The sequence below is a fragment of the Geobacillus sp. YF-1 genome, assembly GCF_052692335.1.
In genome coordinates this window covers 1,586,819-1,599,502 of record NZ_CP199850.1, presented here as the reverse complement: position 1 = coordinate 1,599,502, position 12,684 = coordinate 1,586,819, and the positions used below count along the sequence as shown (strand labels likewise).

10 protein-coding genes are annotated in these 12,684 nt (G+C 53.4%); 3 read left to right on the top strand and 7 right to left on the bottom strand.

Annotation, left to right across the window (positions count from 1 at the left end; translation table 11 throughout):
* Positions 1-17: 17 nt before the first annotated feature.
* From ACTVIM_RS08025 to ACTVIM_RS08015, 3 genes are all read left to right on the top strand, one after another.
* On the top strand, positions 18-1,073 hold the full coding sequence (locus ACTVIM_RS08025; RefSeq protein WP_445614195.1) for a Ger(x)C family spore germination protein: 1,056 nt from the start codon (positions 18-20) through the stop codon (positions 1,071-1,073).
* Positions 1,074-1,193: 120 nt separating this feature from the next.
* The gene (locus tag ACTVIM_RS08020; RefSeq protein WP_445614194.1) at positions 1,194-2,387 is read left to right on the top strand and encodes an MFS transporter; all 1,194 of its coding nucleotides are present in this window, start codon (positions 1,194-1,196) and stop codon (positions 2,385-2,387) included.
* Positions 2,388-2,466: 79 nt separating this feature from the next.
* Positions 2,467-3,759, top strand: coding sequence for an ATP-binding protein (locus ACTVIM_RS08015; protein WP_445614193.1), 1,293 nt, complete (start codon positions 2,467-2,469; stop codon positions 3,757-3,759).
* A gap of 151 nt (positions 3,760-3,910) precedes the next feature.
* Here the strand turns inward: ACTVIM_RS08015 and ACTVIM_RS08010 are convergent, their stop codons facing one another.
* From ACTVIM_RS08010 to ACTVIM_RS07980, 7 genes are all read right to left on the bottom strand, one after another.
* Positions 3,911-4,117 (bottom strand): DUF6501 family protein, encoded by a 207-nt coding sequence (locus tag ACTVIM_RS08010; protein ID WP_033843920.1) that lies wholly within the window; start codon positions 4,115-4,117, stop codon positions 3,911-3,913.
* Positions 4,118-4,237: 120 nt separating this feature from the next.
* Entirely contained in the window at positions 4,238-4,441 is a 204-nt protein-coding gene (locus ACTVIM_RS08005) for an NETI motif-containing protein (protein WP_445614192.1), read from the bottom strand.
* 105 nt (positions 4,442-4,546) lie between these two features.
* Positions 4,547-4,696, bottom strand: a complete 150-nt coding sequence (locus tag ACTVIM_RS08000; protein WP_081917044.1) for a DUF2639 domain-containing protein — start codon at positions 4,694-4,696, stop codon at positions 4,547-4,549.
* Positions 4,697-4,939: 243 nt separating this feature from the next.
* Entirely contained in the window at positions 4,940-9,352 is a 4,413-nt protein-coding gene (locus tag ACTVIM_RS07995; RefSeq protein ID WP_445614191.1) for a hypothetical protein, read from the bottom strand.
* A complete protein-coding gene (locus tag ACTVIM_RS07990) occupies positions 9,336-10,082 on the bottom strand; it encodes a DUF6063 family protein (RefSeq protein WP_445614190.1) in 747 nt (248 codons plus the stop codon). Before ACTVIM_RS07990 ends, ACTVIM_RS07995 begins: the two co-directional genes overlap by 17 nt.
* A complete protein-coding gene (locus tag ACTVIM_RS07985) occupies positions 10,079-11,581 on the bottom strand; it encodes a replicative DNA helicase (protein WP_445614188.1) in 1,503 nt (500 codons plus the stop codon). The genes ACTVIM_RS07990 and ACTVIM_RS07985 overlap by 4 nt, the downstream gene beginning before the upstream one ends.
* Positions 11,563-12,579: a Wadjet anti-phage system protein JetD domain-containing protein gene (locus tag ACTVIM_RS07980; protein WP_445614187.1), complete on the bottom strand. Its 1,017-nt coding sequence runs from the start codon at positions 12,577-12,579 to the stop codon at positions 11,563-11,565. Before ACTVIM_RS07980 ends, ACTVIM_RS07985 begins: the two co-directional genes overlap by 19 nt.
* Between the last annotated feature and the right edge of the window lie 105 nt (positions 12,580-12,684).

Here is a 12,684-nt window from a genome sequence, read left to right as displayed (position 1 = left end):
AATTATTGTAATGAAAAATGCTCATCTACAGTTACAAAGATGGACAAGTGATCGCCTATGTCCAGCTCGTCGATTTCACCGCTCTCGCCAAAGTTGAGGCGGGAGGCGGCAGAGACCGAGCGTCCGTTTCGATCGGTAAAGCGGCCGGCGAAACGTTTAACATCGCCACTGACAAGATTTACCCTTCCATTCAGCAACGGGTGTCGTGGGGGCACGTCAAAAGCATCGTGTTTACGAAACGCGCCTTGCAAAAAGACATTGTGGCAGATGTCATCGACGTGCTGAACCGTTACAATGAAATCCGCCATACGGCATGGGTGTACGCGACCGATGAACCGCTTTCCGAGCTGTTTGAGGCGACGCCGCTGTTGAACGCTTCCTCGTACTATTCGCTGTTGTCCAACCCGGAAGAAATTTTTCAACAAAGTTCGTTCATCCGCCCGATCCGGCTCAGCCGCCTGATCGCTGCGATGGACGAAAAAGCGGCGACCGCCTCCATTCCTTATTTAACGATCGAACATAAGCGGTGGACGGAAAACAAGAAGCCGAAACCAATGCTCGCGATGTCCGGTGCTTGTTTTGTCCATGACTACCGCTTGCAAGGATGCGAACGCCGTCCCGACCTAGAAGGGCTGCGCTGGCTAGAGCAGGACATTCGCCGCACGCCGATTTACGTCAAACAGCACGGAGAAACGGCCGCGTCTTTAGTCGTTCAGCGGCCGAAAACGAAGCGAGCGATCAAATTGAAGGACGGGAAGCCGTTCTTTTCCATCCAAGTCGAGGCGCAAGGAAGCATCATCGAGCTGCGGAAACCGCTGTCGAGAAAGCAATTGACTCGGTTAGGCGAACAAACGGTCAAGCGGGAAATTGAACGGCTGTATCGCCTTAGCGTCGAACGGCAGATTGACATGTTCAACTTGTCGGAGCAATTGTATCGCTCTCATCCAAACATCTGGAGAAAACATGAGACCGACGGCCTCATCCCCCTTACCGACAACGCGCTGTCCGTAAACGTCAAGCTCGTCATCAGCGCATCTGGAAAAGAAAAACTGAATGTTCGCGCCGGCGATTGAAAAGACAAAAACGGAGCCCCTCTTGCCTGCACCCGCGCCGGGAAATGGGGCTTTCTCCGCTGGCGAAGATCAAGTATAATTAGCCATATTAAGATCGATTTTGCGGAACGGGGGAGAACGATGAACGCTCATACGGAACGAACGAGCGCCGCCAACATGACGGTCTATCCGATTTTGTTCGCCATCAGCCTCGGACACTTTTTGAACGATGCCATGCAGGCGGTCATCCCGGCGCTCTTTCCGATTTTGCGCTCGACGATGGAGCTGTCGTACACCGAAATCGGCTGGATTGCGTTTGCGCTGAACATGACGTCGTCGGTCATGCAGCCGATCGTCGGTTTTTGGACGGACCGGCTGCCATCGCCGCGTTTTTTGCCGCTCGGTATGGCGGCGAGCTTGCTCGGCATGGCCGGACTCGCCTTGGCGCCGAATTTTTGGTTTGTTTTGTTGTCTGTGCTGTTGGTCGGAATCGGTTCAGCCGTCTTCCATCCGGAAGGAGCGCGCGTTGTTTACTTGGCGGCCGGGGCGCGGCGGGCGTTCGCCCAATCGATTTATCAAGTCGGCGGCAATACCGGCAACGCCTTAGCCCCGCTGTTTACCGCCTTGATTTTTGTGCCGTTCGGCCAAAAGGGAGCCGCTTGGTTTATGCTGGCCGCGGCTGTCGGCATCACCGTGCTTTGGCGCGTTTCGCGCTGGTACGGTCATGAACTTGGCCGCCGTCCGGCACCAAGCAAAATGAAAAAGGCGCAGCGCACCGATCCCGGACACCCGGTGGCGTTTGCGCTTGCCTTGCTCGTCTTTTTAGTGTTCGCCCGCTCGTGGTATTCGGCCGGCATCTCGAACTATTACCAGTTTTACTTAATGGAAACGGCCCACATCTCGGTGCGCGAGGCGCAAGTGTACTTGTTCGCCTTTATGATCGCCGGCGCGGTCGGAACACTCGCCGGCGGGCCCATCGCCGACCGGTTCGGCAAGCGCAACTTGATTCTTTGGTCGACGCTTGGCACCGCGCCGTTTGCGCTCGCCTTGCCGCACGCGCCGCTTCCGCTGGCGCTGCCGCTGTTGCTGATCGCCGGCTTTGTATTGTCGTTAAGCTTTGCGACGTTTGTCGTCTACGCCCAAGAACTGTTGCCCAACCATGTCGGCATGGCGTCCGGCCTGATCGTCGGCTTGGCCTTTGGCATGGGGGCGCTTGGCGCCGTTGTGCTCGGCAACATCGCCGACATGTCGTCGCTCAACACGTTGATGATGCTTTGCAGCGCGCTGCCGCTGTTTGGCGCCTTGGCGATTTGGCTGCCGAACGACGAGAAATGACAAAACTATTTTCCTTTCAACCGATTTCCGGCTTATAATGAAGACGGAATGAGGTTCAAGTAGATTAGGGGATCGTTTTATGGCGGGGCTTTATATTAATCAACACGTTTTGAACAATTTATTTTATATTTTAGTCAGCGTCTTTGCTTTTTCGTTTATTTATGACCATAGCGCAGCCATCCGGCGCCGTCCCCTTTACAGCCGGGTGCTGCTTGGCGCTTGCCTGACGTTGGCGGCGGTGTTATGCATGAAGTTCCCGATTTACATCGACCCGGCATGCGTCCACGATTTTCGGCAAGTTCCGTTTTTGCTCGGAACGCTTTATGGCGGAGGCGCGGTCGGGGCGGTGCTGTTGACTATGCTCATGTTGGCGCGCACGATTTTGTACGGCTTCCAGCCATTGACATTGATCGTTTACGCCATCATGCTGGCGGCTGCGGCCGTCGTCTCGCCGCTGTTTCGCCGCCTGCCCCGCCCCAGCAAGTTGTTTACTGCGCTTGGGCTGACGTTTTTGTTGGCGGTGCTCACCACCTTTGTTGCTGTCGTGATCGCCGATTTCCAAGTGACGAAACCGTATATCATCTACTTCATTCTGATGCCGCCGTTTGTGATGATGTTTGCGGTTTATTTGATGGAAACGCTCCACGAAGCACAGCTCGCCCGAGCCGAGCTAATGAAAATGGAAAAAATGGAGATTGTCAGTCAGCTGGCCGCCAGCATTTCCCATGAAATTCGCAACCCGCTCACTGTCGTCAAAGGGTTTATCCAGCTGCTGCAAACCGGGCCGCTGCCGCGGGAAACCGAGGAGCGATACATCCGGATCGCCTTAGAGGAACTGGAACGGGCGGAAGCGATCATTCGCGATTATTTGACGTTTGCTAAGCCGGCGCCAAAAGAAACGGAACCGATCGATGTCGCCATCCAGCTTCAAAAAGTATTGCAGATGATCGCGCCCATGGCCCATATGCACTCGGTCGACCTTTCTTCCTCGCTTGACCATGGCATCGTTATCGGGAACGTGCAATATTTCCAACAATGTTTTTTGAATCTGTTCAAAAACAGCATTGAAGCGATGCCAAACGGTGGAACGCTCCGCGTGACAGCGGAACATCGGGGAACCGCCGTCGTCATCACCGTTTCGGACAACGGCGTTGGCATGACAAAAGAGCAAGTGCGCCGTTTCGGCGAACCATACTTCAGCACGAAAGAAAAAGGAACGGGTCTTGGCGCCATGGTTGCGGTTAAAATTATCGAACAAATGGGCGGGACATGGAACATTGAAAGCGCCGTCCAAAAAGGCACGACGCTGACGATCACCTTGCCGGCCAGCCGGGTGCAGCCGCCGACAGCGGAACGAAGCGCAGCCGGCTGAGCGACAAAACGAGGGTGTCGCAACCGAATCCGGACACCCTCGTTCGTTGCTATATACGTGCTGACTGCTTTTGCCGCCCGATATGTTCGCCTATCTTGAAGGCAGCCGACCTTTTCGGTCAGCCCCGTTTGGTTGTTCGGCATCGGCGCGATCATTGAACTTCTTCGAAATAATCTTTGTAAAACCCGCCGACTTTTCCGCTGTTGTCCACGACAAAATAAAACTCGTCCGTTTCATTTTTCACTTCGTACACGTTGCCCGGCGTCAATACGTTGCTCACCATGTATTTTTCCGCATTCGTATGGACGCATTTCACTTTTTTGATCGTCGGCCGGGTCGCCCATGTGTAATGGATCATGGCGTCATCTCCTTTTTTCATTTATGCTGCTTCCTCTACTATTGTAACTGCCGCCCCCTTTCCTTGCAACGTTCCGCGCCCAGCCGGCCGCCTCGCCGTTGGCGGCAGCGGACAGCCGTGCTATAGTGGAACTGTATGCACACTCGCCAACAACGAGACGATCATGTCTGAAAGGAGAGATGCTGATGTTTTTGCCTTCATTTCGTTTAGACGGAAAATCGGCTGCTCAACGCGGCGGATGGGGCGGTATCCTTCTCGTTTCATCCGTTCTAAACAGGCGGCAAGCGTTTCCCCTTCCGCTACGGTAAACCGTTTTTTCTCCATTCCGTTCGGCGTTCGTTCCTTTTCCGGCCAAACGACCGGTGCGCCTCCCTCCTTTCCCTTGTTATTTTGCCCGAAAAAAAAGAAGCCGGATGCTTTCTGTCCGGCTCAGCGCGTCTTTTGCGCATATTTTCGGTACAGCCCATACAATTCCGTCGCCTTGTACGTCTCGATTTTTTTCCGCCCGACCGGATGGCGGGCGATGCCTGCCTTTTTCAGTTCGGCGACAAGCCATCCTTTCGATCCGACATGCGCCACGGGCGCTCCCTCCTTTTGCTTGGCTTGTCTTTATGTATATGCGCCTACACAAAAGTTGAGAACGCCCTAGGAGATCGGTGATTTAAGCGAGCAGGCTGCTTACCAACCTCGTTTTTCAATACAAAAGCCTTGTCACATTAGGATTGCCTTTCAAACCTGTCGAACTCGGCTTCGTTCATGTTGGAAGGGAGAAGAAGCTTTCCGCACACGCTTATATTCCCTTTCCGTTGCGGAATGGTCTCTCTAAAACAACTCCAACTGCTCCGTTTCGCCGAGCCGTTCGAGCGATTTCGGGGCGTGGTCTTGGAAGTAGGCATGATGGATCCATTTTTCCTGCGTCATGATTTGTTTGTTCGGGTCGGACGACGGGCGCAGGCGGCAGCTGTAAATGATCGGGAAATAATCGCGGAGAAACTTCCCTTCCGCATGCGCCGTCAACGCGATAATTTGAAAGCCGAGCTGTTCGGCGATAAAGAACACCGGATTTAAGACGTGGTCGCTTGACGCTTTTCCGAATGGGTTGTCCAAAATGACGGTGCGATGGCGCTTCATCGTCGGTTGGAGGCGCTGTTTTTTCTCGGCGACGTAATTGAGGATGCCTAAAAAGAGCGTCATGTTTTTGCTCCATTTTTCGCCTCCGGACCAGACGTTGCTTTGCTCCCACGAGTATGAGCGCGTCGTCACTTTGTTGTCGTTCGTCACTTTGCGGCAGTTCACTTTCATGCCTTCGTTGTTCATGACGATTTGGAGAAGTTGCTTCGATTGCAGCCACATTTCGATTTCCTTCCGCACTTTCGCTTCATCTTGCTGGCCGTGTTCGTTTAAAAAGCGCTCAGACTCAAGCTGATGCAACATCCATTCAATATGGTTGCGGATGCGCGCTTTTCCGACTTCTTCTTCCCACTCCGGAATGGTAAACGTGAAAATGCGCTTCCATTCGTCCCCGACTTTGACTCTCGTCTTGTTCGGAATTTGCCTCAATTCTTCGACCAATGTGCGCAAATGCGTGTGGATATGGTTGATAAAAGCCTGCAGCTCGGCGTCTTTTTGCCGGATATGTTCATTCGCGTAGTTCGTCGCGCTTTCGACGCTTTTCATCATATGTTTCTTAAAGCTGATAATGTCTTCGTACGTTTCTTTATGCTCAATTCCATTAATTGCCATTTGTTGCATTTTCATATCTTGAATCGACGTGCGGCAAAACTCCCGAAACGACCGTTTGGCGCGCTCGACGCGCTCTTTTGCCGCTTCGACCGCTTGTTTTCCCGCCTTTAAGCTTTCCGTGACCCCTTCGATGAAGCCGCGGCGGTCGTATGAAAATGCCGTCGCTTCTTCCGCGCTCAACGATAAGGCGGCGATCGTCGGCGCGTTGAAATGATGCACCTCTTTCGCTACTTCCAGCTGACGCGCCGCTTGCTCGATGCTTTTCATCTCTTTGTCAAGGCGCTCGCGTTCTTGTTCGAGAAACGCTTTCCGCTTTGCGAGCGCTTCTTGTTCCGCTTCCAACTGCGCGGCAATGTCGGCAAGCGGCGCAGCGAATGGCCACCGCGCCTCATTCGGGAATTTTTCGCGAAACTGCTGCTCTTTCGTTTGCACGACGCCGCTTTGCCGCTCTTTGCGTTTTAAAGCCTCTTGCGTCCTTTGTTTCAGGCGCTTTAGCGTTTCTTGAGCCGACGCGATTTGTTCCTCCAGCCGTTCGAGCCGCTGCGCGCCGTCGCTTGGAAACGTCCTCGTTTCGTCAAGGTCGGGACGCTTCTGTTTCAGCTTGTTGATTTCGTTTGTCAGCCTGTCAATCTCGTTTTGTCGAAACTCCCGCTTCGTTTGCCACTCGCTGTACGTCGTTTCAATCCCTTGAATTCGCAGCTTCCATTGGTCAATTTTCGCGCGAATGACCTCTTCGCTCTCCCGTGAGTAAATCGGCGCAAGAGAGCGGAGCGACCGATAGTCGTAGTTTTGTTCAACGGCGCGGCGCTGGGCTTCTAACGACCGAAGGCGCTCTTTCAATTCTGTTTTTTGGGCGCGCGCCTCTTCAAGCCGGGAGCCGAGACGCGCGATATCTTTGGCAAGCGCCGCTAGTTGCTCGTCGAGCGCTTGCGCTTGTTTCCGCGCTTCTTGCACTTCTTTTTTATATTGCATATACTGACCGGCATCCTTGATTTTATCGCGCCATCCGCGCCATTCTTCCTCGTATTGGCCGATGAGCGATCCGGCTCGCTCGAGATGGGCGCGGCATTCATCGATGCGGGCGTTTTCTTTGTCGATCGCAAGCGTCAATTGTTCAATGCTGCGCAACAGTTCGGCGTGCTCAGCGCGGAGCGATTCGACCGCTTCGTACGGGTGGGCCGCCAAAAACGCGCGCCATGCTTGTTGCGCGTCTTGCCAAAGCCTCAGCTCCGCTTCTTTCTCTTGACGGCGCTGCGTCATGTCGCGGGCGCTTTCGCGGATGCGTTCTTTCCAAGCGCCAAACAAGGCCGGATCGCTCGCTTCCTCCCAATAACGCGGCGCGATCCATTCATGCGGCATGCCCGTCTCTTCCACGCGCGCCGCCTCATCCGTCGACAGCACGACGATCGGCAGCTGCAAGCGGTCGTTCATTTGCCGCACTTTTTGCACGAGCCGCTCTTTTGCCTTCGCCGTCGTCATGAGCGCCGCCGGCCAGAGCGGAAACGCCTGCTTGTTCGCGCGTTCGTCTTCTGTAAGCGACTGCAAATATTCAACACCCGTCGCGACGAAATCAAATTGGTTTTTCCATGAAGCAAGCTGCTCTGCTAAAAACGGGTCGGCGAAAAAGACGTCTTGTTCGCCGTATGCATCGTGAAGCCGCGACACGATCCGTTCTTGCACTAATAGCGCTTCTCGCTCTTTCATTCTTTTTTCGATTTCTTCCTGAAGCCTCATCCGGATCGTCTCTTCTTGGATGTAGACGCTATCCAGTGCGGCCCATTGCGGACGAAGCGAGGCGAGCGTCTGAATGAGCGCTTGCTCTTCGTTCTCAAGCGTTTCGAGCTGCTGCGCCAGCGCCTCGCTCGCCGCCTGCTGCTTCGCCCATTGCTTTTGAAGCGCCTCTTTGTTCGCTTCCGCCGCCCGTTCCGCTTGCTTGGATTGCTTCATCTCTTGGCGCAAGCGGACGATTTCTTCGTCCAACCATTGTTCGCGCTCGATCCATTTTCCCATTTCTTCCTCGACCGACTGCTGCGACGGATTCGCCAATAGGCGCTGCTTTATAGACTCCATGTCTTTTTCTCTTGCATCGATGACGCTTTGAATGCCAGCCCGCTTCTCGCGCGCCTCTTGCGCCGTCCGTTTGAGGGTTTCGATGTCTTTCGTCCATTGTTCGATTTGCGTTTGAATCGGATTCAGTTCATAGCGCACACTTCGCTCCTCTTGGCCGATTTTCTCAAGCTGCTCCATAAAATAACCAAGAAGCGCGCGGCGCGCCATTTCCAATTCTTCTTCACAACGAGCGAGCGTCTCGTCGTCTTTCCGCTTCGCCATCTCCGCCTCAATATAGGCAAGCGCTTCGTCATGCCGTTTTTTCGCTTCTTTGTATCCGGCAAGCCGCAGCGAATCATAGTCGCGCTCAAGGCGCCAAAGTTCTTCTTCCTTTTCTTTCTCTTGCGCTAACGCCCATTCATATTCGCGTTCCAGCTCACGCAAACACGCTTCTTCCACTAACACGTCATACGTCGCTCGCTTTTGGCGGTGCGCCGCTTCCGTTTGCCTCCATTCTTCCCATTGGGCGGCGTTGTTGTTTAGCTCGTTTTCGCCCGCTTGCTTTTGCTGGAGCGTCTCCAGCCATACCCCTTTGGCCCGTTGCTTCGCTTTCATATACGCGAGCTCTTGATGGTGGAACTCCTCATACGTCTCCACGTATCGCTCGAGTTCTTGCTGGATCAGCTTGTTTTCTTCAATCGTCTCTTTCAATGTCTTATAATGTTTGAAACTGGCAAGCTGCTTTTCAAACATGTCGGCAAACAGTTTGGCGTCATGGCCGACGATCGCGCTCTCGACAATCGGAATGAGCAGGCGGTCAAACAGCTGGTTCGTGCTTTTGCATTCGTCGAAAAACGCTTCGACGCCCCCTTCCGTGCTGTTGATTTTCACGACGCTTTCCCATTCGCTCTCAATAATATGGTACTGCTCTTCAAGAAACGCCTTGTATTCTTTAATGGTCGCAAACGTGCGCGCGAACATCGATTTCGCTTTCATATCATGATAGTAATCTTGCATTTCGCCCCGTTCCGCCGGCCGCTTCCCGCCTTTTCCTTCGCGCACAAACGGGATGCCTTCAATGCCGTGCGGGTCGTTCGCGTTGTATTCGTAAACGTAGCGGAGCGAGTCGAGTCCGTTGTTCGTCATAAACAGCGACACGGCCGTTACGACGTACCGGCGCGGTTTGTCGTTCAACAGCCATTCAATCGCGATATGCGCCGGCGCGTTTTCGAGTTGAAGCGTCTGTTTGATTTTTCGGTCCGCTAAATCAACATGCGGCAAGATCGCTTGCAGCACCGTCTGGATCAACACCGTTTTGCCGCCGCCGTTTTCCAGCAAAATCGCCCCGTTATGTCCGTCAAATCGGAACATTTCATCGTTGTACCGCTTGCGGCCTTCTTCATATACGACGTTCGTCAGCCGAATTTTACTGATCGCTGGCATCGTCCCTCTCCCTTTCAAATCCGTAAATAAACTCGAAAATCCCGCGGTTGTACTCGACTTCCATGAAAAAGCGCTGGATGATCGTTTTCGCTTTTTCTGTCAAAGCGACTTCATCGTTGCCGATGTCGACCACAAGCTCTTGGTCGATTAAAAAGCGCCGTGCCACATCGAGGAAGCTGAGGCGGCTAATCGTTGCGCCGCTTTGCCGTTTCGCCGTCTCTTTAACATCGTCCATCGCCTCCCATTTTTCAATGATGAGGCTCCAGTTGTATGAAAACTCTTGCTCAAATTGTTTCAATTCGTCCGGATCGTGCCGCTTCAATTGGTCGATGCGCTCTTGCACAAGGCGCACCCATTCGTCCATCGCCAAAAAGTTCCGCGTCGGCTCTGGGCTTTGATACGTGTCGTAAAAGCTGCCGAACAACACGAGAACGGCAAAATAAAGCAAATACAAATCGCCGTTGGTGGCGCCGGCGCGAAGATAATGGCGCTTGATCCAATCGTTGCTTACATGAAACGGCGACAGTTTCGTGCGCGGCACGAGAAACAACCGTTCGCTCGTCAACACGATGACGCAGTCGACTTCGCGGCTGAACGCATCCAACAGCGCGCGGATTTCATCATCGCTCTTATAAAGCTGCACCGCCTGCGCGCCTGCCACTCCTTGCCGCGCAAGTGCCGTATACAATTGAAACGCCTGCATGACTTTTTGTTCTGGATAGTTTCTCATCGTTCCCTCACCGTTATAATCATGTCTTGAATCGAAAACCGCTCGCATCGGCGGATGATGCGATCCGCTTCTTGCACCTCGAGCACGCGCCCGCCAAGCAAAGCGAGCGCCTCGCCGAGAAGCGCGCTTCCTTCTTCCCCTTCCATGCCTTGCTCGACGGGAGAGCGCTGGTGCATCAAGATCCAAAAATCGTAAAACGAGCGCTGTTCATACAAATGCGACTGCCCGATGTCGTCCAAATAATCGAAAAACGCGGCGAGCGTGCCCGCGCGCTCCTGCTCGTGCGCCTTTAAAAACAGTTGCATCAACTCTCTATATTTCGCTATGAGCCATGCCCGATACCGATCGCCCCCTTCGGCCTCTTCCGCTTCTAAAAAACGCGGCCCCGCCTTTTCTTTGCGCTCTTCGGTAATGTTTTGCTCGGCGAAAATCGCCATCGGCGACCAAACCTTGTTTTCTTCCACCTTTAAAAATGGATGAAGCACCCCTTTCATCGCCTCAAGGGGGAGCGGAGCCGAAACGATGCGCGACACGATGTCTTGGTCGAAATTAAACGAATGGAGCCCCGTATAATAAAGCGATTCCTGCGCCGTCACAAGCGTCGTATTTTTTAACGAAAGCGCCTTATCTAGGAGCGCCGAATGCGCGTAATGCACCGATTCTAACTCTCTGGCAATTTTGAGCACAAGCTCATACGTCTTCCCTTCTTTTTGGTGAATATCCCGGGCATATAGGCGCTCTCTCGTGTCGTTCACGAATTCGCGCAGCTCCTTAAACTCCTCGTCCTCGCGCGCAAGCCGGCTGTAAATGTCGTCCAAAAGCTGCTTGTACCGCTCAAATGTTTCTTCGGAAATAATGCTTCGCTGAATTTCATGCTTCAGCCGCGTCATGCGATCTTCGAGCGTTTCAACGTCGATGCGCATTTCGTTGATTTGTTTCAACGCCGCGGCGAACTCCCCTTTTTCCAGCTGCTTGCGCAACATGAGCTGGTTGATCGACAACTGAAACTCGCTGTAAAACTCTTTCGTCGCAAACACAAGCTCCAACCCGTCTTCATCGAGCGTATAATATTGCGTGTTCGTTTTCGCATCAAAACCGTGCGCTTTTAAAAGTGAATATTCGATCGCGCTCTCTTCGCGCCGTTCCCAATCGTAAAACGGATAGCTCCGCTTTTTTCCCGATGTCGGGCGGAACGTTTGAATAATCGTCCGCGCCAAATGTTCGCACGCTTCGTCATCCAATGCGTACACGTTTTCCGTCAATTGTTTTAAAAACGCCGCGAGCTGCTTAACTCCTGTTTTATACTGCCGCATCAGCTTTTGTTCGAAGAAAAAGAGGAGCGTCAACAGCCCGAGCCCTTTCATGTCAATCGGCTGCCCGCCGAGGTCGGCAGAGCGCATTCGTTCAAGGTCCAAAAGCGGGCTAAAAAGCGCCAGCCGCCTCATGCGCTCGCGATAGCCGTCTGTGACCCCTGCCAATTCTAGCTTGTCCACTGCCATTCCCTCCAAATGTGCTGCAATTCCCGCGTTTTAAGCGTCTCTTGCGGATAATACAGGCCGGAGGCGAGCAGCTCGCAAAGCCGCTCTCGCTCATCGGGCGCAAAATAGGAAAGAAACGAAGCAAGCGCCTCCGTCCGCTCTATTTGATACTCTTTGCCGCGCGCCGGTTCTTTTTGCAAGCATGCCCGATAAAACGGAAGCGCGGGCAAAGCCGGCTTCTTTTGAAACAGCGAATGCCAAATCGCCACCCCTTCGCGGTCGATGTCCCCGAAATAATAAAAGCGATGGTCGGCTTTCACCGGATATTGCAGCGAGAATTGAGCGATGCTGCTGATGACGGTTTTTCCTTTCCCGTAAATGAGCGTCGAAAACACGGTGTCCAAAAGCGCGGGCAACAGCGCTTGGTACGTCGTTTTATTTTCGACAATGAGATGAAGCTGCACCGCTTGCGCCATGTTCCCTGGATGGACGGCGAACATGAGCGGATCGGAAACGGGGATGATGCGGAGGCGATCGAAAAGGCCGATGCGCTCAAGCACCTCCCTCCCGCCGCCTTCCGTAATCCATTTCTCATCGCCGACCAGCTCCATGCTCCGCTCCGGCGCGGCCACGGCCTCGTGAGGAAGCGAATGCGTGTTCAAATAGTCGTCGATTTGCACAATAAACGGTTTGTCCCGCTCCCAAACAGACGGGTCTTTGCCGTAATATGCGTCAAGCTGAATCGCCGGATAAAGCCGATTTTGCCAGCGCTGCAGCTCGCGGTAATAATCTTCCATCAAGCGATGTTTATGAATTCGATATTGAAACGCAAGCGACGGCGTCCGCGTCGTTCGCCCTCTTGCCTTTATCATCTCAAGCGTCCCGTCCGCCTCGAGCCCGAGCACGATTTCGGCAAACTCCTCATACGTGCGTGCAAAAGGCTCGATGAGCTTCTCAAGCTCCACAAGCGAAATCGTCCGCTTTGGAAACGCCGCCAGCCGCTTTTCGATTTGTTCCAACGTCGCGTCACTCCCACAAACTGGATTCTTTTTTTTATTATACAAGAAAAGAGAAAAGGCGTATATGAATGATTCGCGGCAAATTTAAGAGAAATTCATAAGATG